Below are 18,930 nucleotides of genomic sequence, written 5' to 3' on the forward strand. Positions count from 1 at the left end.
AATCGAAGACGCTCATCCATGACCGAAGTCTCTCTCCACGGCATCTACACCTCCCGATAAAGTCGGAAAGTGTAACCCATGTCTCCGGTACGATTTGTCACCTATCTCTCAGGTCGCACAAGCAGATCCAGCGTTGTTCGCCGACCGAGCGTCGCGCTCCCTGCTTATCTTCCCGATCGAACCGAATTGCTTGCACGAGGCGGATCGTTCGCGCTGACGGCAGGCGCCACACTCAACGATCCAGCAACCGAATTCCATTTCGGGCCTAAGAGCTGTGGCAAAAGTCATTGCTGCAGTAGAATAGACTCACCGGATCGGCAGTCGCAAAAGAAAGGCCCCGTTTCCGGAGCCTCGCATCTTGCTTTAGAGCCAGCAGCAACGATTAAGCAGCTGCAGCTTCTTCCTTACGACGACGCTTCAAGTAAAGCGCCATGCCGCCAAGGGTCAGCGCGCCGATACCAGCGCCGGCCTCTGGGCCAGGCACAGCCGTTGGGGAGTTGTAGCTCGCGGCAGAAGTATATCTTCCAGTCGCTTTATTAAAGCTGGTTGTATAGTTAAATTGGTCAGAGATGTTATTATAAGTCAGAGTAGAAGTGAAGCTATTCTTGAAGCTTGCTACGGCTCCATTTTTCGGAGCGCCTTGGCTCAATGTGTAGCCATTGCCTACAATTGATGACCAGCCTGAAAGCCAATCGTCGTAAGCTGCCGCGAACAGGCCGCTGATGCTCTGATATTTTCCAGCTGCTGTAACGTCAGTCGTGCTTGTCGTGTATGCAGGCGTTACCGCGAAAGCTGGCGTCGACATCAATAGAGCCGCGCCAGCAGCAATGTATTTTAATTTCATCGAATACCCTTTCGAATATATTATAATTACCGAACATTTAATTGGATTCATAGAATAGTCCATATCTAACCAATTCAATAGTAAATATAAGCTTCGGATTTTGCTACGTTTTCATGGGTCGTCGATTCTAGTCATGCGGGCGTACAATCTGGAGAAGTATCGAGCCTTCCAAAACTAAGAATTGCAGTCCCTGGTTAGCATGTTGAGTGATGCGGCGCGCGAGAGATCTTTGCGGTTAGTGTGTGGGCTGCGAAGAGAGTTAGTCGTCTAACAAAAGCAGGCGCATCCACATTCGCGTGTCCGCTCTCATGATGGCGCCGACAGGGATTCGGAAGAACACTTCGCAATATCGTCGTACTGCAGCCCGCTTCCCAGTGCCTCTTCCATGAAATATTTCGCATCACTTAATTGAATGGGTTCATCAAACATTTGCACCCTATCAATTTGCCCTTGACGGTCTCATTGTAACGCTTAGTAAACATAGAGACGCTGACGGCCATCTGACCGCCGATACACTTCTCGATGCGCGGATGCGCTTTGGATTTTCATAGATGACACAAAAAACCTCCCACCGCGGGCTTGTGGTCGCTGCGATCATGGCATCCATGGCGATGATCGCTATCGAAGCGACGATCGTCTCAACGGCGATGCCGCAGATTGCGGCGCAGCTCGGACAGATCAATCTTTATAGCTGGGTCTTTTCGTCCTTCCTGCTGACCCAGACAGCGATGACGGTTGTGTTTGGCAAGCTCTCGGACATTTATGGCCGCAAACCAATTATGCTGCTAGGTATCGCACTCTTCCTAATTGCGTCCGTTCTCGCTGGATTTGCATGGTCGATGCCGTCGATGATCGCATTTCGATTGCTGCAGGGCATCGGCGCCGGCGCCGTCCAGCCGGTTGCCATGACGGTCGTTGGCGACCTTTTCCCTGGCAACCAGCGCGGCAAGGTTCAAGGCTACCTCGCAAGCGTTTGGGCACTGTCCGCCGTTGTCGGGCCGCTTCTCGGCAGCCTTATCATCCATAATTTGCCCTGGTCATGGGTCTTTTGGATCAATGTCCCGGTTGGCCTTNCCTTTTCCCTGGCAACCAGCGCGGCAAGGTTCAAGGCTACCTCGCAAGCGTTTGGGCACTGTCCGCCGTTGTCGGGCCGCTTCTCGGCAGCCTTATCATCCATAATTTGCCCTGGTCATGGGTCTTTTGGATCAATGTCCCGGTTGGCCTTCTCTCGGCCGCCGGCTTTGCTCTGTTTCTCCAAGAAGAAAAGCAGCAGCGCCGGGTATCCATTGATGTCCTCGGTGCTGTGCTCTTTGCAACCTCGATCTCCGCCCTGATGATCGCGCTGACCGAAATGGAGGCTTCGACATCCGCCTACACGATGATAGCTCTTGTTGTGTTTGTTGGCGCGCTCTTGGCTTTCCTTTGGCAGGAACGCCGTGCGCAGGCGCCTATGGTGGCGCCTGATCTCTGGTTGAAGCGCCCGATTGCCTTTGCCAATATGTCCGTCTTCCTCGCAAGCATGTCGATCATGGGGTTAACGACCTTCCTGCCCATGTATGTACAGACGGTTCTGCAGCGTTCGCCTTTGGCCGCCGGCTTTGCACTGACGATGCTGTTGGTCGGCTGGCCCTGCGGCGCAACCTTCGCCTCTCGTCAATTTTCAAAATTGGGCTTGAGGCCAATCATGGTTACCGGCGCATGCCTCATCCCGGTTGGAACGATCTTTTTTGTCTTTCTTCAGCCGTCAAGCTCGCCAATTCTTGCAGGAGCCGGGTCGCTTGTGATGGGCTTTGGCATGGGTCTCTTGAATATCGGCGCACTCATTCTCACACAAGAAAGTGTCAGCTGGTCGCAACGCGGCAGCGCAACGGCATCAAATGTTTTCTCGCGCAATCTCGGCAGCACCCTCGGGGCTGCTGTGCTCGGCGCCGTCCTGACCTATGGCCTCGCGCATACCACCAACGGTCAGGCTATTGCGCCAGACGATCTGCGCGCACTTCTGAATGGTACCGGCAACGTCGTTGCCAGCGGTGATGCCATCCGAGTGGCCCTTCAAGAAGGTCTGCATGCCACGTTCCTGATGATGCTCCTCATTGCGGTGCTCATTATTCCTGCCTGTCTGTGCATTCCGCATGGCGAGAAAGCCGAGGCTGCACAGGAGGCGTAAGGACGGACATGGGACATGCCCACTGGAGCTTAGTTGGCGGAGCCTACGCTGTCAGCTCTTCATGCCACTCCGCAGCCTTGAGGTGGCCACCAATATGCCTAATTTTATTCAAAGAATCATAGTTAATTTTTAATATATTGCTCTTATCAGGGAACGGAGAGGGCCTTACGGCCGTTGATCTGCAGTTCGGAGGAAGAGCTATGATTTTCAGAATTTTTTCCGTTGGTAAGAAGGCGGCCACGTCTGATTTTGGTCCTGTGGAGGAGGAGACCGGTACCTATGCAGATGGATACTTGTCGCCAGAACACGGCTCTACACCTTATCGTCGCCAGGAGCCGAGATTTTCTTCGCATGAGCGAGACTACGGCCGGCGGACGGGTGCAAGTCGCACGGCTATAGGACTCGCCTGAGAGTAATCGTGCCCGCTTAAGAGCAGTCCATCGTGCCGTACTTGTATCAGGCGGCATTTGATAGGCTGAATGGCAAATTTTCTTAGCGCTGCGCCACTTTGTATAATAGTTAGGTGGTGCGTGGCCCTTCGCCTAAACTGTCTATGTTGAATGCTGCGCTCAGCTTGTTTTCGAGCGATGCGACGTTTATCCAACACGAGAACTTGCAGTGACGTTTATGCCTCGACTACAAAGCGTTGTACCGTAAGACGCTTTCACTTGTGCAGGATGATATGACGCGCATGGCAAACTGGTTCTCTCGCCTCCGATTTCTATTGTCGGTGGCCCTAATTGCCAGCGCCTCTATTCCTCTTCCGGCTTTCTCCCAGGCAACAGGACAAACAAATCTTCCGCTGCTGTTCGATCCTCGTGAACAGCTTTCAAAGCCAGATCTTTCCAGCCTTGTGCGACTGCGCTTCCTGACGACCGATGACTTCCCGCCATTCAATTTTGCCGATCAAAATGGCAAACTCGCCGGGTTTAACGTCGATCTGTCACGCGAGATCTGTGAAGTTCTGGAAATCGCGGACAAATGCCAGATCCAGACGATGGCGTTCGCCGAGCTGCAAAGCGCGCTTTCCTCCTCTCAAGGGGACGCCATCATTGCGGGAACGGCAGTCACGGGCGCGCTCAGGGCTCAGTTTGCCTTTTCCCGCCCCTATATGATGTTGCCGGCTCGGTTTGTCCGCAATGTGAAGGTTCAATTGACGGGGCAAGTAAATGGGGCTTTGAAGGACAAAAACGTTGCTGTCGTACGTGGCACTGTCCACGAGGCGATGCTGAAGCAGTTTTTTCCCGATGTGAAACCCGTCGCCTTCGACAGCAGGGACGCCTTGCTCGATGCGCTGAAGGCCGGAAAGGCGGATGTCGCCTTTACCGACGCGCTGCAGGCATCCTTTTGGCTTTCATCTCCTGCTTCGGCAAAGTGCTGCGCATTCTTCGACGGGGCTTACTATTCGCAGGCTTACCTCGGAGAAGGCATGACAATCATGCTGCGCCAGAACGACCAGATGTTGACGACTGCCATTGATTATGCGCTCGCCAGCCTGTCGAGAAGCGGCCGGCTGCAGGAAATCTATCTGCGCTATTTTCCAAACGGGCTTTGATATCAGCGCTAAGCCGGCGCTGACGAGAATTGGAGTGGCTGTCAGCCGTTTCGGAAGCGCGCGATGGCGCTGCGTTCTATGGCGGCGCAGGTGAGTTTATCGAGACCAAGGCGGTCTCTTAGCAGGCTGAGAAGGCGCAATTCTTCCGCTTTGACAGAAAGATCCGCCGAGGCAATCTCGACAGCCAGAGCGTAGGCCGTATCGTATAGCCGTGGTGGCAGAGTGTCCTTCACCGTTTCAAGCACGATATCGAGCCCCTCTCGGCCCGCCAGCAAATTGGCGCAGTCTCGGGCGATTGGAATAAGCCGTTCGTCATCGAAGTCGCTGAAAACCGGCAGGAACCCAATCAATTGCCCAATACGCTCGAGTTCGCGATCATTCATTGTGCTGTCGACGGCTGACGCCATAACCATCACATAGATCAGCGCATCATGAGCGGAAAGCTGCTTTTTCATCAATGCATTCCCTCTCTACCATGCGGGTTGACCAGCATTGCTGCTTCGGGCGCTCTTTTGCAATCCGCGGTAAATTCTGTCAACGGCTTCTATGCCGCACAGCGGAAACTGCCGCGAAGAGACCGCTCAACGCATGCCTCTCCATGACGTCTCAATCAAGCAACCATTGCCATATTGATCCGGCCGAGCTGGATCACCGCCTGGGTGCGGCTGTCTACGTTGAGCTTTAGAAGGATAGCAGAAACGTGAGCTTTAACCGTCGCTTCGGAAACGCCGAGCTGATAGGCAATCTGCTTGTTGAGCAGACCCTCGGCGAGCATCGACAGGACCTTGCTTTGCTGCGGCGTTAAACTGTGCAGGCGATGGATAAGGTCGGCGACGTCGGGATCACTTTCCGGGCTCTCGCAATAGCTTTTGGGAAGTGTGATGCCGCCATCCAGTACCTCTTGAACGCCTTGTCGCATTTCGCTGATGCTCGCAGATTTCGAGAGGAAACCAGATGCACCAAGTTCTAATGCACGCCGGATCGTGACGCCATCGTCGGTCGCAGATACAACGACGATCGGCAAGCTAGGGAATTCCGCACGCAACGTCATAAGACCGGAAAATCCGCTGACGCCCGGCATTGAAAGGTCGAGAAGCATGATATCCGCTTCAGGATAATTCTGCGCCGCCAAGCGGGCCGCCGTGAACTCTCCCGCTTCTACGATCTCATCGAGCCCATCCAAGCCAGCAATGGCCTGACGCAGAGCGTCGCGAAACAAAGGATGATCGTCTGCAATGATGATTGTCTTGTTCTGCATCGAATGCTCCCTCCCAAGAGCTCGATTACAAGAGAATTGCCTTTCGCTGCCCGCGTGGCTCACCGAAGTGCCGCCCAGCAATCCTCATCCTCTCAGGCGTCAGCATAGCCAACTCGGGCCGGTTGCGAAAGAGCATTCAGTTGTCGTTCATGCACCATTGCAAAAGCCGAACCGGGACGCAGAGCTCGATCTTTGCCGGGGTTTTCTGGTGCAGGGCGTGGACATCGCCCGTCATTTGCGGCAAAGCGCTAGCGTGAAAGCGCCGGGAGACCATCATGAGCGGCACATCCGTAATTTATAAGATCGTCAACAAACGCCTTTGGGAGGAAGCCCGCCTGAAGGGTAGGTTCGATGGGGCCGCAATCGATCTTCAAGATGGTTACATCCATTTTTCCACCGCCGTGCAGGCACGTGAAACGGCAGCCCGGCATTTTGCCGGACAGCAAGATCTTGTTCTTGTTGCCGTGGATGCAGCTCTGCTCGGCGAGGCACTTCGTTTCGAACCCTCGCGGGGCGGCGATCTCTTTCCTCATCTATATGATAAGCTGCCGCTTTCGGCCGTGCTTTGGGAAAAGCCGCTGCAACTTGCCGAAGATGGCAGTCACATTTTCCCGGAGGTCATGCCATGAAGACCATCGTCAATCGATTAGCGCGTCAGGCGCTTTTTATGGTCGAACCCGAAAAGGCGCATGGTCTTTCCATTGCCGCGCTGAAGTCAGGCCTTGTTCCGCCCATCCGCGTTCCGCGTGATCCGCGCCTTGCCTGTGACGTTGCCAATCTTCGCTTTCCCAATCCCCTCGGTATGGCGGCTGGCTATGACAAGAATGGCGAGGTGCCGGACGCTTTATTGAAGCTTGGCTTCGGGTTTACCGAAATTGGGACAGTCACGCCGCGACCTCAGGAGGGAAATCCGAAGCCGAGGCTTTTCCGGCTTGTCGAGGACGAGGCGGTCATCAATCGGATGGGATTCAACAATGAAGGTCACGATGCCGTCTTTGCCCGCATTGCTGAGCGCCCAAGGACCGGCATTGTCGGCATGAATATCGGTGCGAACAAGGATAGTAGCGATCGTATCGCCGATTATGTCGCCGGAATTCGTCGTTTCTATTCGGTAGCCGACTATTTCACCGTCAATATTTCCTCACCGAACACACCCGGCCTGCGCGATCTCCAGGCGCGCGACAGCCTGGCAGCCTTGCTGTCGGCCGTTCTTGCCGCGCGTCAGGAAGAAGCCGTTCGAATTGGCCGTCCGGTGCCTGTTTTCTTGAAAATTGCACCCGATCTGACAGAAGAGGGGATGGATGACATTGCCGCTGAGGTGCTTTCCCAAGCGGTGGATGGCCTGATCGTTTCGAACACGACCTTGTCGCGCGATGGCCTGTCGGACAAGCTGCAGGCAAAGGAAGCTGGTGGTCTTTCCGGGCGCCCCGTCTTTCAGCGCTCGACCATTGTCCTTGCAAAAATGCGCAAGCGCGTCGGGCCGAAGCTGCCTATCATCGGCGTTGGTGGGATAAGCTCGGCCGAGACGGCGCTGTCCAAGATTGAAGCGGGCGCGGATCTCATACAGCTCTACTCGTCTATGGTATACGGTGGTCCAGGATTGGCGGCGGACATTCTACAGGGCCTCTGCGTGCTTCTCGATCGCCGCAAGGTCGGAAGGTTTGGCGATCTGCGCGATTCCCGTTTGGATTATTGGGCAGCCATGAATGTTTGATCGGCCCGTCTTTTGACGATGATGGCAAGCAAGATGCCGCGTAAGAGCAGGAAGACATGCATTGCCATCCATAATCCATGGTTGCCGAAGGCAGGGACCAACGTGGCAAGCGCCAGGAGATACCCCGCAAAGGACAGAAGCATACGGTTGCGCATGTCCTTCGACCATGTAGCGCCGATGAAGACCCCGTCCATCAGGAATGCCAGGGCTCCGCTCATGCCCGTAAGCGCTGCCCAGGGAAGATAGGCGAGCGCTGCTTCTCGTACCCCAGGCGCTGTCGTCAGCACGGAAATTAACCAGGCGCCTGCAACGAGGAAAAAGGCTGACCCAATAGCCGCAAGGCCAAAGGACCAGAACGCCACCAGCTTTAGTCCGCGGTTGAACGCCGGACGGAAACGAGCGCCGATAGCGCGTCCGGTGATTTGCTCGGCGGCATTGGCAAGCCCATCGAGATAGTAACCTGAGATCAGGAAGAAGTTCATCAACACAGCATTGGCTGCGAGCGTCACTGCACCGAACGAGGTTCCGATCCGGGTCAATAAGGTAAACGCAGCCAAGAGGACGAACGTTCTGATCAGGATATCGCGGTTAAGCGCAAAAAGCTCTGCAAGCTGATGCCGTGACAGGATTTGCGCAAGCGGCGTCGGCCTTTTGCCCAAGAAGCTTTTGATGACGATCGCCAATCCGACGACCATGCCCGCCGTTTCTCCAATCAGTGTGCCCCAGGCAACGCCAGCGACGCCCCAGTTCAGGCGCAGACCCAGATAGATCGCAAGGATGATGTTGACGCCGTTGATAATGGCTTGAAGCAAAAGTCCGAAACTGCCTTGGCCGCGGCCTAGAACGAATCCCAGCAGCGCATAGTTGGCAAGCGCCATCGGCGCGGCCAGAATTCGGATCGAGAAATAGGTCGAGGTTTCCCGCGCGACCGCCGGTTCCGGTCCCATCAAGGCTAGACCTAGCCGCAGAAGCAGCGGCGACGTGAGTGCAAGGACAAGTCCACAGACGATTGCCAACAACAAGGCGCGCCAAAAAATCGCCTGTTGTCCGTCATGATCGCCGCGGCCTAAAGCCTGGGAGGTGAGCGCTGTGGTCGAGGCGCGCAGAAAGTTGAAAGAGCCGAGGAGAAGGTCGAACAGCATGGCCCCGACCGCAAGGCCGGCCAAGGCGTTCGCATCACCACGTTGTCCGACGACGCCGGTATCGACGAGACCCAGCAGCGGCGTCGTCAAAAATCCGAGCGTCATCGGCACGGCGATCGACAGAACGAGACGATGCGAAACGTCGAATGGGTGACGCTCTATCTGTCTTGCTTGATCCATGTGCTTTCCGTTTGAAGACGAGGAAATGCCCTCACCAGAATCGGAAGGCTCTTCGCCTATTAATCACGGATGAGAAGCAAAAGGCAGCTGCTTTCAGTTGGACAGGACCATCGACCAATAAGGAATATTACGGGATGCAGGATTGCGCGCCAAGGCAACGCCGAGGCCGGTATAGCGTCCCAACATATTTTCCAAATGATGCGGCGAGTTGATCCAGGCCGTCACAACCGCCGGAACCGTCTGCTGACCCGTCGCAATATTTTCCGCCGCCGGCAGGCGTACGCCGCTTGCCTTGACGCGCGGACCAAAGCCATCGGCAAAGCCCATCACATGGGCCATTTTGCCTGCATCGGCCATACGTTTGGCTTGAAAGATTGCGGCGCGTGATGCTGCCGGATCGACCGAAAGGGGAGGTAGTCCGTTCTTCGCACGAAGCGCATTGACAAGCGGCAGGGCCGCCGCCGTCTCATCTTCTGCGGTCGACGGTGTTGAAGGCTTTTGCGGTGGCGTAGCGCAACTAGCGACAACGGCCGTCATGCCGAGAGCAGAAAGGCGCAGAAAGCTGCGCCGCGATGGGGAAGATATAAGCATAATCACCGACGAAAATTCAAAAGGCGGAGGAGGATAAAGGCTGGAACCACAATGGTGGCACCCAGGACAAGGTAATCGCCAATACTGCCAAGTGCGGCAAAGCCTCGATACCAAAGGTCGAGGATGAAATGGCGCACATAATAAACGAGCTCCATCGGCCGCCAGCCAAAGATGCTCATCACGAACCCGACGATCAGCGACACCACTATAAGCTTGACGATTGTCCGTCCAAGCGAGTCGCCGAGAAACTTGTTCACCTGATCCGACATGCGTCTTCTCCTGTTTGGCCTCACATACGGTGGGCCTCACACTCTGCAAGAGCGGCGCGCCCGAGATTGAGCAAGCTCTCCTAACAGAAATAGCACTTGAGTTTTTTTATGGCCGCCGCCAAATGCCGCCACAACGGGGTGTGATGTTATGCAGCAAGGCCAGCTTTCTTCGGGAGACGTGATTGCCGACCGTCGGGCCGATTACGCCAAGATGCTCGATGAAAGCGGAGATGCGGCTGCCGCGGCGGAGCTTATGGATCAAGCGCTGGAACTGACGCCGCACTGGGCGGCCGGTTGGTTCCGGCTTGGCGAATATCGTCAAAAGGCGGGGGAGCGCTCTAGCGCTGTCAAAGCATACCGTCGGGCGATCGAACTCGATCCGCAGGACATCTTCGGTGCGTCGTTGAAACTGGCTTTGCTCGATGAGACGCCTGTGCCAGCGCTTCCGCCGAGCCGCTACGTCGAACGCCTGTTTGACGATTATGCTAGCCGTTTTGAAGCGTCTCTTATCGAGAAGCTGGAGTACAGCGTGCCGGAAAAACTCGCCGACATGATCGCAAAGGGCGGCAGGACATATGAATTGGCAGTCGACCTTGGATGCGGTACCGGCCTTCTTGGGCCCAAGATCAAACCGCTTGTCGCGCAACTCGAGGGGTTTGACCTCTCCCACAATATGCTGGCAAAGGCAGCGGAAAAGTCAGTCTATGATCATCTCGCCCAGGCTGACCTATCTCGTTCCCTGCAGGAAAGCGGAATTTTCGACAATGCTGGCAGAGCCCGTGCCGATTTGATTACGGCGGCCGATGTCTTGATGTATCTCGGCGACTTGAAGGCTGTTTTCGAGATCGTAGCCTCCCTTGCGGCAGATAGTGCCGATTTTGCCTTTTCGGTCGAAGATGCGGGATCTCAAGACGGCTTTCGTCTAGCGCAATCGCTTCGTTATGCGCATAGCGAAGCCTATGTCAGATCTTTGTGTGACAGTTACGGCTTTCATATCGTGCAGCACGACCGCACCGTCATTCGCAAAGATGGCGGCAAATCCATCATCGGCATACTGTTCCTTGCAAGGAAAGTAGCCTGAACGAACATTTATTGCGATTTTCGGAATAGGTCAGGAACGCTGTCTTATTATTCTTGCCGAGCTTCGTGAAAAAGCGGATAATTTCACCCATAAACAGGCTGGGCTGCGCCAAACGCAAGCCTGCATAATTCTAAAAGCAAGTTTCGGAACCGAACGCGCGTGAGGTGATCGCGCGCATTGAGGAAACGCGTGCCGTTGGGGAAAGCGACATGACGCAGCTTATCAGTGCTTTGGGTTTCCGTAATGCAGATGCAAGCCGCCATACGGCGATTGAAGATGTGCAGGGAATTTTCTGCGGTAGCCTCGTTTCGGCCATCGGCCTTTACATGTTGGCAAGCGCAGGCCTTCTGACAGGCAGCACAGCGGGTATCGCATTTCTCTTGCATTATGCTTTTGGTATCAATTTCGGTCTCGCCTTCTTCCTTTTAAACCTGCCTTTCTTCTATCTCTCGCTCAAGCAGCTCGGCACGGCTTTCACGATTAAAACCTTTATCGCGATCGCGCTGACATCGGCTTTGACGAACGTACAGCCGCACGTTTTGCAGATCGCCGACATTGCGCCTGCCTGGGCTGCGCTCATCGGCGGCATGTTACTAGGCTTCGGCCTTCTCGCGCTTTATCGGCATCGTGCAAGCCTTGGTGGCGTCGGCATTCTTGGTATCTGCATCCAGGAACGGTTCGGCATTCGCGCCGGTTTCGTCCAGATGGCCGTTGATCTTTGTGTTCTCGTCGCTGCTTTCTTCGTTGCTGCTCCCGCGATCGTCTTCTATTCGGTTCTTGGCGCTGCCGTCATGAACCTCTTCTTGGCGATCAACCATCGCAATGATCGCTACATCGCGCTTTGACCTCTAGAGCGTCATTAGCGAGAGAAAAATTCACCATTTGCCGTCGAGTTTGCTCTGTAGCCTTTCCCTTGGACAAGGCCGCACCTATCTCTAGCGCGTGGACCGCGTAGAGATAGAAAGCTTCGACAGCCTGCCTGCCCCTTTCCTGCGCTGGTTCGCAGAAAAGGGCTGGCGCCCGCGTCCCCATCAGCTGGCGCTGCTGCGCCGCGCCGAAGCCGGCGAAAGCACCCTTTTGATCGCGCCGACTGGCGCGGGCAAGACCTTGGCGGGTTTTTTGCCGTCGCTCGTCGATCTGACCAAGCGCGGCAAGCGAAAACCAGGGGAAGCCTTCAGCGGCATTCACACGCTCTATATTTCGCCACTCAAAGCGCTGGCCGTCGATATTGAGCGCAATCTGACAAAGCCCGTAACCGAAATGGGCTTGCCCATTCTGGTCGAAACCCGCACGGGCGATACGCCTGCGTCCAAGCGGCAAAGGCAGCGTCAGGCGCCTCCCGACATTTTGCTGACCACGCCGGAGCAAGTTGCCCTTCTTTTGGCCAATGGCGAGGCTGAAAGGTTCTTCAAGGACCTGCGCTATGTCATCTTCGACGAGCTTCATTCACTGGTGACCTCAAAACGCGGCCATATGCTGTCGTTGGGATTGGCGCGCTTGCGACGACTTGCCCCGGGTCTTCAAACCATCGGCCTTTCCGCTACGGTTGCCGAGCCGCAGGAGCTGCGTAAATGGCTCGTTGCCCAAAAGGATGGTGAGGAGCAGCAATCCGGTTTGGTGACAGTAGAAGGCGGCGCGCGCCCGATTATTTCAATCCTCGAAAGCGAAGAGCGAATCCCTTGGGCCGGACACTCGGCGCAATATGCTATCCCAAACGTCTATAAACTTCTGCTTGAACATCAGACGACGCTTATTTTCGTCAATACGCGCTCGCAAGCTGAAATGTTGTTTCAGGCTCTGTGGACGGCAAATGAGGAAAATCTTCCGATCGCGCTCCACCATGGATCGCTGGATGTGGGACAACGCCGCCGCGTGGAGGCCGCCATGGCGGAAAACAAGCTAAGAGGGGTTGTTGCCACCTCCACGCTCGACCTCGGCATCGACTGGGGTGACGTCGATCTGGTCATCCATGTCGGTGCGCCGAAGGGCGCTTCGCGGCTTGCGCAGCGCATAGGCCGGGCCAATCACCGTATGGACGAGCCCTCGAAGGCGGTTCTGGTTCCCGCGAACCGGTTTGAAGTGATGGAGTGCCAGGCGGCGCTCGATGCCAATTATGTCGGTGCGCAGGACACGCCTCCCGTCGGCAGAGGTGCACTCGATGTGCTCGCGCAGCACATCCTCGGTATGGCCTGCGCCGACCCCTTCGATATGTTGGAGCTTTTCGACGAAGTCACAAGTGCTGCACCCTATGCCGATCTTCCATGGGAAACATTCGAGCGCGCTGTCGATTTTGTCGCGACAGGGGGCTACGCTCTAAGAACCTATGAGCGGTACGCCAAAATTCGGCGGCGGAGCGACGGTCGGTGGCGCGTTGCCAATGGGCAGGTTGCCCAGCAATACCGGCTCAATCTGGGGACAATCGTCGAAAGCCCTATGCTGAACATTCGCCTGGTCAAACGCGGGCAAAGCGGGCGGATTGGACGAGGCGGGGCCTCTCTCGGACAAGTCGAGGAATATTTTGTCGAACAGCTTTCGGCGGGCGATACGTTCATTTTCGCTGGTAAGGTCCTGCGGTTTGAAGGGATCCGCGAAAATGAGTGTCTGGCAAGTCAGGCATTCTCGATGGACCCTAAGATCCCGGCCTATGCTGGCGGTAAGTTTCCTCTATCCACCTATCTTGCCGGTGAGGTCCGCGCCATGCTCGATGACCCGCAGCGGCGCAGAAATCTCCCCGATCAGGTTCGCGACTGGCTTGAGATCCAGGGCGAAAAATCCGTTTTGCCGCCTCGCGAAAATCTTCTGATCGAGACATTTCCACGCGGCAAGCGCGGCTATATGGTCGCTTATCCTTTCGAGGGTCGGCTTGCGCATCAAACGCTCGGAATGCTGTTGACGCGGCGCCTGGAGCGGGCAGGGGCGAGGCCCATTGGGTTCGTTGCGACAGATTATGCGCTTGGCATCTGGGGGCTTGAGGAACTCGGCGATATGATTGCAAAAGGCCGCTTGTCGCTCGACGACCTCTTCGACGAGGATATGCTTGGCGATGATCTCGAAGCTTGGCTTGATGAGTCTTTCCTGCTGAAACGCACATTTCGAAACTGCGCCGTCATCGCTGGCCTGATCGAGCGTCGCCATCCCGGAAAAGAAAAGACGGGACGTCAGGTGACTGTATCTGCTGATTTGATCTACGACGTCCTGCGCAGCCATGAGCCCGATCACCTTCTTTTGGAGGCGACGCGGCAAGATGCCGCCACGGGTCTTTTGGATATTTCGCGATTGAGCGATATGCTACAGCGAATCAAGGGTCGAATCGTACATCAGGCGCTAGATCACATCTCGCCGCTTGCCGTGCCCGTCATGCTCGAAATCGGACGTGAATCGGTACCGGGCGAGGCGCATGATGCTTTGCTGGCAGAAGCGGCCGATGATCTGATCGCAGAGGCGATGGCCTGAAACAGACAGCACACCGTCACGCAGCCGAAGACATGCGATGGGGCGGGATGAACGGAATTGTGAATGAACAGATTGGCGCTGGCGCGCACCATCAGGGAAAATGCAGCTTTGGCGCCGGGGGTGGAAACAACAATAGCCGGTGTCGTAGCTGTCTGCGATCCACTGGGCGCTCTTTATCTCCCGCGCGACCGCATTCTTGTCGTTTCCGATTTGCATCTTGAAAAGGGTGCCGCTTTCGCGCGGCGCGGCATGCTGCTGCCGCCCTATGATACGCTCGCAACGCTGACGGTTTTATCGGCAGTTATTGCCCGTTACGACCCGAAGATGATTATCTCGCTTGGCGACAATTTTCATGACCGCGTCGGATCGGTGCATATGCCGGTTGCGTTTCGATCGCTGATCTTCAATCTTGCCGAAGGGCGAGAGTGGCTTTGGATCAATGGCAACCACGATCCCGATGGGACCACGGATCTGCCGGGACAATGCGCCGATGAGCTGGTTTATGGCGGTCTGGTGTTTCGCCATGAGCCTTCCGCCGGGCCATCACGTGGCGAGATTGCTGGACATTTGCATCCCGCCGCCACGGTTCGACGCCGCGAGAAGTCCGTGCGCCGCCCTTGTTTCGCGACGGATGGGCACCGGCTGCTCATGCCGGCTTTCGGCGTCATCAGCGGAGGGCTCGATCTTTCTCATAAGGCCATGGCAGGTTTGTTCGACAAATCTGCCTTGGTGGCGCATCTGCTTGGCCGCGACCGGATTTATTCCGTCAGCTATGGCAGCCTCAAGGGCTGAATGCAGAAAGCCAATCTCGCGTCTTTGGGTTCGGCTCAGGCGAGCGCGCCGTGCCTTAGCAGCCGCTGCGGATCTGCTGTTGATAAAGCGCCGCCATGCCGGCAAATTTCCGTGCCGTCCTCTGCAAGCCAGCGTCAGAGCGCCAGCTGCCGTTCAAATAGCCGCGCGGTCCGGAGTAATAGGCAAGGTAGAGGCTATAGGCGTCGTTTCTCGGAATGCCGGTTTTCAGACTATTTTGCGCGTGGTACCAGCCGATGAAATCGACGGCGTCGTAAAAGTTCGACCGGCGTGCATTCCAGTTGCCTGTCGCAGCACGATAGTGGTCCCACGTCCCGTTCAGTGCTTGGGAATAACCATAGGCGGTTGAAACCCGGCCCCAGGGGATAAATCCAAGCACATAACGGCGGCGCGTTTTTGCGTAAGGTTGGAAACCGGATTCCACATACATGGTTGCCATCAGGATCGGTACCGGGATCCCGTATTTGCGCGAGGTCCGTTCCGACGCGCTTTCCCAACTATCGAACAATCCGTCCCGTTGGTCGAAAACGGCGCATATATTGCGCGTTTGCCGCGGCGCGGACGCGCAGCCAGCCAAAAGGGCAACGAAGATGATTGCGAGAAGAGGGTAGATACGCATTACAGGCCTCTCGTTTTCAAGAGATGAATGACTCTTAAAGATTAACGATCGGTTTTTATCGAAGCCGTGCCAACTCGATACGCCGCTTTTTTCACAGTGGCGGGTGGAGGGCGCATCCGTTTGGGATGCAGATCCTCAATCTTTCCGGAAAAGAACGCTGGCACCCCAGCCGGTCATCAGGGCCAACAGGACGGCAAAGCCGCCATAGGCGATGGGATACTGATGGGCGGCATCCGTAACGGCTTGCTCGACACCCGTCTTTATGACGCGCAACGGCGTTGACTTCTGCGTAACGAAGCGACCGCTCTTGAACAGATAGGCGCGAACCGTGTGAACGCCATTTGGAATATTGGCGGGAAGGCGGATGCTGGCGCGAAACAGGTTCGAGGATATGAAGCGCACCCCGGCAAAATCACGCTCGTAAAGGCTACCCGCCAGTTGCAAACGCCGAAACGCCTCCCGGAAATCATTCGGATTTTCGCGCGTATCGGCCAGCCCGATGGGCGACAGCGGAATATGTTCGATGCCGATGCCCTGCCTCGTCACATCGAGCGGCGTCGTGATGTCGTCAACAGACCCCGAACTCGACATGGAATAGGATTGAGGAACCTTGGAAAAGGTCATCGAGCGGGTGTTGATCCAAATGCCGAGGATGCGTTCTTTCTTTCGGACGGTCACGTTTTCACGCGGACCTTCCAACACGACGACCACATCATATTGCCCGATGGCGAGCAGTAGCTCGTCCGTATTGGAGACCGCACCGAAGACCGTCAGGTCCGCGCCACGAAAATCCGACGTGATGGCAATCTCGCTTGTCGACGTGCCTATATCGAGGCTTTCGCGAACATTGCTGCTTGTCTGGCCTGGCAGCCATTGGGAAAAAGCAGCACTGGCAGGCAAAAGCAAGGCGATAAAGGCGAACAGAAGAGGCAGCCTCATCTGCCAGCGCCCACGGTGATGGAATAGAGGTCGGAGGGTGTGATGACCAGAGCGACCGCAAGGCGCAATCCGACGGCGAGAACCAGAAGCCCGAGCAGGGCGCGCAGTTGCTCGCCGCGCAGTTTCTGCCCGACGCGCACACCGTATTGTGCCCCGATAACGCCTGCAACCATCAAGATGAAAGCAAGCACGATATCGACGGAGTAATTCGTGGCCGCCTGGACGATCGTCGTATAGGCGGTCACGAAAATGATCTGGAACAAGGATGTGCCCACCACGACATTGGTCGGAATGCGCAGCAGATAGATCATTGCCGGCACCATGATGAAACCGCCGCCGACGCCCATGACTGATGTCAGGATCCCGATCGAAAAGCCAAGTCCGGCAATCGGGATGACGCTGAGGAAGATCTTGGATTTCTTGAACCGCATCTTGAACGGCAGGCGGTGTACCCAGTGATGATGCCCTGGCCGGCGGGGTGTCGCCGGTATGTTCCTTGCCGATCGTCGCATGGCGTTGATGCTTTCAACCAGCATCAATCCGCCCACCACGCCGAGGAAGACGACATAGAGCAGCGAAATAATCAAATCGAGCTGACCGATCCGTCGCAAGATCGAAAAAATCCAGATGCCGAGCGTAGCGCCGCAAAGGCCGCCGAATAAAAGGACGGTGCCGAGTTTCACATCAAGCGACCCGCGCCGAAAGTGCGTCAATGCACCCGAAACCGAAGAGGCGACCACCTGATTAGCCCCGGTTGCAACGGCAACGACAGGGGGAATATTGTAGAAAATTAGAAGTGGCGTGATGAGAAAGCCGCCGCCTACGCCGAACATGCCCGAAAGAAAGCCGACCGCAGCCCCCATCCCCAAAATGACGAAGATGTTGACGGAAAGTTCTGCAATAGGCAGGTAGATCGTCACGGATGGCCTCGAATCACGGCTTTCTCAGCAAGATTTCCTTTTTGAGAAAGATCATACAGCAAAAAACCTTGCTATATAATTTCGCAACCGACAGGCCCTGCCGCACCGAGTTCATGGCAGATGGCGGCTGTAACCTCTAAATAGCGTGGCCGCGCTCAAGCGAGCGTTCGCTTATGCTGTCAGGCATTGCGCGGGGCAGCCTTGTTGCGTTCAAGCAATGCACGAACCGTATCGTCATCCACCTTGCCGGATGGTTCCAAGCCGATCGACTTCTGGAAGCTGCGCAAGGCGGTCACCGTTTTTGCGCCGAGTTCGCCATCCGGTTTTCCGGCGTCGAAGCCATTATTGTTGAGGATCGCTTGGATATTGCGAATTGCCTTCTTCATGTCGACCGACGATGTCTTCACACCATTGCCGGTCCATGTGTCGGGCACGGTTGAATCGTTCGCGCGGCTGTCCTGTGCCTGCGCCTGCCAGGTTTCCGCCTTGGCGCGTGCCTTGTCCATCTGATCGGGCTTCAGAGCGCGCGCAACCTCATCGCGTTTTGCGGCGGCGTCCTTGTCTCCGCCTTTCGCGGCGACGGCAAACCACTTGTAGGACTCGGTGAGATCCTGCGGCACGCCGTTTCCGCGAGCCGCCAGAATGGCAAGGTTGAACTGGCTATCCGTGACGCCAAGGTTGGCCGCTTGAATAAACCACTTGGCGGCCGTGGCGTAATCCTGACTGCCGAGCGCGCCGGAAGCGTAAAGAACGGCAAGATTATGCATTGCGTTGGCGTTACCCGCCTCTGCGGCGCGGGTGTAGTGATCGCGCGCCTTGTTGATGTCGCGCTCTACGCCGGTGCCTTTTTCATAGATGCTCCCCAGGCGATAATCAGCGGGCGCAAAGTTCTTGTCCGCGGCAAGCTGGTACCAGCGAATTGCTTCTTTCGGATCTGCAGTTATTCCGTTGCGGCCTTCGCTGTAGCGCGAGCCGATCTCGAAAAGCGCCAATGCATCTCCGGTTCGGGCGGCATCGGCCAGCGCTGCGGGCTGAATCTCGGCGGGCACTGCAAGAGCTTGCTGCTCCGGCTGATGGAAGGTTGACGTATCCTGCGCGACATTGGTCGGTGAAACACTCGATGCGGGCAGCGATGCCGGTTCAGTCAGATGGCTTTGCTGCGGCGCCGTGGTGACAACAGGCACCGGAGCAGCACCTTCCGGCAAGGACGCGCTGGCCGGGGCTGGGGAGGCAACCTGCGAAGCATCGAGCTGCATCGCCGACGCAGGTTCGGCTGTTGGCTGAGCAGTGCTTTCCGCCGCGCTCGTCAAGGCGGCGATTTCCTGAGGGGCCGGAGACGATTGCTGGCCGATGAGGGTGCGCCCGAGAGGAAAAGCAAGGATCGCCAG

The 18,930-nt window shown here is 56.3% G+C and carries 19 protein-coding genes and 1 pseudogene; 10 read left to right on the forward strand and 10 right to left on the reverse strand.

All coding sequences use genetic code 11. From position 1 onward, the window contains the following. Positions 1-382: 382 nt before the first annotated feature. Entirely contained in the window at positions 383-844 is a 462-nt protein-coding gene (locus tag VQ830_RS27425) for a hypothetical protein (protein WP_337271331.1), read from the reverse strand. A gap of 551 nt (positions 845-1,395) precedes the next feature. On the opposite strand from VQ830_RS27425, the pseudogene VQ830_RS27430 reads away from it, so the two are divergent. From VQ830_RS27430 to VQ830_RS27445, 4 genes and pseudogenes are all read left to right on the forward strand, one after another. After that, positions 1,396-1,902, forward strand: a pseudogene (locus tag VQ830_RS27430) (MFS transporter); the annotation flags it as partial. Further along, positions 1,884-3,011 (forward strand): MFS transporter, encoded by a 1,128-nt coding sequence (locus tag VQ830_RS27435; RefSeq protein WP_337271332.1) that lies wholly within the window; start codon positions 1,884-1,886, stop codon positions 3,009-3,011. The pseudogene VQ830_RS27430 and the gene VQ830_RS27435, both read left to right, overlap by 19 nt. Positions 3,012-3,211: 200 nt before the next feature. Beyond that, positions 3,212-3,421 (forward strand): hypothetical protein, encoded by a 210-nt coding sequence (locus VQ830_RS27440; RefSeq protein ID WP_337271333.1) that lies wholly within the window; start codon positions 3,212-3,214, stop codon positions 3,419-3,421. 272 nt (positions 3,422-3,693) lie between these two features. Beyond that, complete coding sequence (locus VQ830_RS27445) at positions 3,694-4,566, forward strand: transporter substrate-binding domain-containing protein (protein ID WP_337271334.1); 873 nt, start codon at positions 3,694-3,696, stop codon at positions 4,564-4,566. 41 nt (positions 4,567-4,607) lie between these two features. On the opposite strand, the gene VQ830_RS27450 is transcribed toward VQ830_RS27445, so the two are convergent. Next, a complete protein-coding gene (locus VQ830_RS27450) occupies positions 4,608-5,021 on the reverse strand; it encodes a tellurite resistance TerB family protein (RefSeq protein WP_337271335.1) in 414 nt (137 codons plus the stop codon). Positions 5,022-5,176: 155 nt separating this feature from the next. After that, positions 5,177-5,824 carry a response regulator gene (locus tag VQ830_RS27455; protein WP_337271336.1) on the reverse strand — a complete coding sequence of 216 codons (648 nt, stop codon included), beginning with the start codon at positions 5,822-5,824 and terminating at the stop codon, positions 5,177-5,179. Positions 5,825-6,099: 275 nt separating this feature from the next. Here VQ830_RS27455 and VQ830_RS27460 point away from each other — a divergent pair, with 275 nt between their 5' ends. Together VQ830_RS27460 and VQ830_RS27465 are read left to right on the forward strand one after the other, a co-directional pair. Further along, positions 6,100-6,453: a DUF952 domain-containing protein gene (locus tag VQ830_RS27460; protein ID WP_337271337.1), complete on the forward strand. Its 354-nt coding sequence runs from the start codon at positions 6,100-6,102 to the stop codon at positions 6,451-6,453. Continuing rightward, positions 6,450-7,538: a quinone-dependent dihydroorotate dehydrogenase gene (locus tag VQ830_RS27465; protein WP_337271338.1), complete on the forward strand. Its 1,089-nt coding sequence runs from the start codon at positions 6,450-6,452 to the stop codon at positions 7,536-7,538. Before VQ830_RS27460 ends, VQ830_RS27465 begins: the two co-directional genes overlap by 4 nt. Here VQ830_RS27465 and VQ830_RS27470 read toward each other — a convergent pair. The 3 genes from VQ830_RS27470 to VQ830_RS27480 form a co-directional block, all read right to left on the reverse strand. After that, a complete protein-coding gene (locus tag VQ830_RS27470) occupies positions 7,514-8,860 on the reverse strand; it encodes an MATE family efflux transporter (RefSeq protein ID WP_337271339.1) in 1,347 nt (448 codons plus the stop codon). The genes VQ830_RS27465 and VQ830_RS27470 overlap by 25 nt on opposite strands. Before the next feature lie 93 nt (positions 8,861-8,953). Then, the gene (locus VQ830_RS27475; protein WP_337271349.1) at positions 8,954-9,451 is read right to left on the reverse strand and encodes a CAP domain-containing protein; all 498 of its coding nucleotides are present in this window, start codon (positions 9,449-9,451) and stop codon (positions 8,954-8,956) included. A 2-nt stretch (positions 9,452-9,453) separates the two neighbouring features. Further along, a complete protein-coding gene (locus VQ830_RS27480) occupies positions 9,454-9,720 on the reverse strand; it encodes a DUF6460 domain-containing protein (protein ID WP_337271340.1) in 267 nt (88 codons plus the stop codon). A gap of 148 nt (positions 9,721-9,868) precedes the next feature. Between VQ830_RS27480 and VQ830_RS27485 the strand changes: the two genes are divergently transcribed. The 4 genes from VQ830_RS27485 (at position 9,869) to pdeM (ending at position 15,046) form a co-directional block, all read left to right on the forward strand. Next, positions 9,869-10,801, forward strand: coding sequence for a class I SAM-dependent DNA methyltransferase (locus VQ830_RS27485; protein WP_337271341.1), 933 nt, complete (start codon positions 9,869-9,871; stop codon positions 10,799-10,801). A gap of 209 nt (positions 10,802-11,010) precedes the next feature. Continuing rightward, a complete protein-coding gene (locus tag VQ830_RS27490; RefSeq protein WP_337271342.1) occupies positions 11,011-11,646 on the forward strand; it encodes a YitT family protein in 636 nt (211 codons plus the stop codon). 97 nt (positions 11,647-11,743) lie between these two features. Beyond that, positions 11,744-14,254, forward strand: a complete 2,511-nt coding sequence (locus VQ830_RS27495; protein ID WP_337271343.1) for a ligase-associated DNA damage response DEXH box helicase — start codon at positions 11,744-11,746, stop codon at positions 14,252-14,254. 63 nt (positions 14,255-14,317) lie between these two features. Continuing rightward, on the forward strand, positions 14,318-15,046 hold the full coding sequence (gene pdeM, locus VQ830_RS27500; RefSeq protein ID WP_337271344.1) for a ligase-associated DNA damage response endonuclease PdeM: 729 nt from the start codon (positions 14,318-14,320) through the stop codon (positions 15,044-15,046). A gap of 55 nt (positions 15,047-15,101) precedes the next feature. Here the strand turns inward: pdeM and VQ830_RS27505 are convergent, their stop codons facing one another. From VQ830_RS27505 to VQ830_RS27520, 4 genes are all read right to left on the reverse strand, one after another. Continuing rightward, positions 15,102-15,683: a transglycosylase SLT domain-containing protein gene (locus tag VQ830_RS27505; RefSeq protein ID WP_337271345.1), complete on the reverse strand. Its 582-nt coding sequence runs from the start codon at positions 15,681-15,683 to the stop codon at positions 15,102-15,104. Between the two features lie 135 nt (positions 15,684-15,818). Then, positions 15,819-16,622 (reverse strand): TIGR02186 family protein, encoded by an 804-nt coding sequence (locus VQ830_RS27510; protein ID WP_337271346.1) that lies wholly within the window; start codon positions 16,620-16,622, stop codon positions 15,819-15,821. Further along, on the reverse strand, positions 16,619-17,542 hold the full coding sequence (locus tag VQ830_RS27515; RefSeq protein WP_337271347.1) for a sulfite exporter TauE/SafE family protein: 924 nt from the start codon (positions 17,540-17,542) through the stop codon (positions 16,619-16,621). The genes VQ830_RS27510 and VQ830_RS27515 overlap by 4 nt, the downstream gene beginning before the upstream one ends. A gap of 179 nt (positions 17,543-17,721) precedes the next feature. Continuing rightward, the coding region (locus VQ830_RS27520; RefSeq protein ID WP_337271348.1) for a peptidoglycan-binding protein at positions 17,722-18,930 on the reverse strand (1,209 nt) is incomplete at its 5' end.

Origin of the sequence: Oryzifoliimicrobium ureilyticum (assembly GCF_037199735.1) — a bacterium.
In the GTDB taxonomy this organism is placed as follows: Bacteria; Pseudomonadota; Alphaproteobacteria; order Rhizobiales; family Rhizobiaceae; genus Rhizobium; species Rhizobium ureilyticus.

Coding starts and splice junctions, on each gene's coding strand:
- VQ830_RS27450 (WP_337271335.1), bottom strand. CDS start 5,021: ATGAAAAAGCAGCTTTCCGCTCATGATGCGCTGATCTATGTGATGGTT.
- VQ830_RS27470 (WP_337271339.1), bottom strand. CDS start 8,860: ATGGATCAAGCAAGACAGATAGAGCGTCACCCATTCGACGTTTCGCAT.
- VQ830_RS27465 (WP_337271338.1), top strand. CDS start 6,450: ATGAAGACCATCGTCAATCGATTAGCGCGTCAGGCGCTTTTTATGGTC.
- VQ830_RS27510 (WP_337271346.1), bottom strand. CDS start 16,622: ATGAGGCTGCCTCTTCTGTTCGCCTTTATCGCCTTGCTTTTGCCTGCC.
- VQ830_RS27480 (WP_337271340.1), bottom strand. CDS start 9,720: ATGTCGGATCAGGTGAACAAGTTTCTCGGCGACTCGCTTGGACGGACA.
- VQ830_RS27485 (WP_337271341.1), top strand. CDS start 9,869: ATGCAGCAAGGCCAGCTTTCTTCGGGAGACGTGATTGCCGACCGTCGG.
- VQ830_RS27505 (WP_337271345.1), bottom strand. CDS start 15,683: ATGCGTATCTACCCTCTTCTCGCAATCATCTTCGTTGCCCTTTTGGCT.
- VQ830_RS27475 (WP_337271349.1), bottom strand. CDS start 9,451: ATGCTTATATCTTCCCCATCGCGGCGCAGCTTTCTGCGCCTTTCTGCT.
- VQ830_RS27460 (WP_337271337.1), top strand. CDS start 6,100: ATGAGCGGCACATCCGTAATTTATAAGATCGTCAACAAACGCCTTTGG.
- VQ830_RS27440 (WP_337271333.1), top strand. CDS start 3,212: ATGATTTTCAGAATTTTTTCCGTTGGTAAGAAGGCGGCCACGTCTGAT.
- VQ830_RS27425 (WP_337271331.1), bottom strand. CDS start 844: ATGAAATTAAAATACATTGCTGCTGGCGCGGCTCTATTGATGTCGACG.
- VQ830_RS27490 (WP_337271342.1), top strand. CDS start 11,011: ATGACGCAGCTTATCAGTGCTTTGGGTTTCCGTAATGCAGATGCAAGC.
- VQ830_RS27455 (WP_337271336.1), bottom strand. CDS start 5,824: ATGCAGAACAAGACAATCATCATTGCAGACGATCATCCTTTGTTTCGC.
- VQ830_RS27445 (WP_337271334.1), top strand. CDS start 3,694: ATGACGCGCATGGCAAACTGGTTCTCTCGCCTCCGATTTCTATTGTCG.
- pdeM (WP_337271344.1), top strand. CDS start 14,318: ATGAACAGATTGGCGCTGGCGCGCACCATCAGGGAAAATGCAGCTTTG.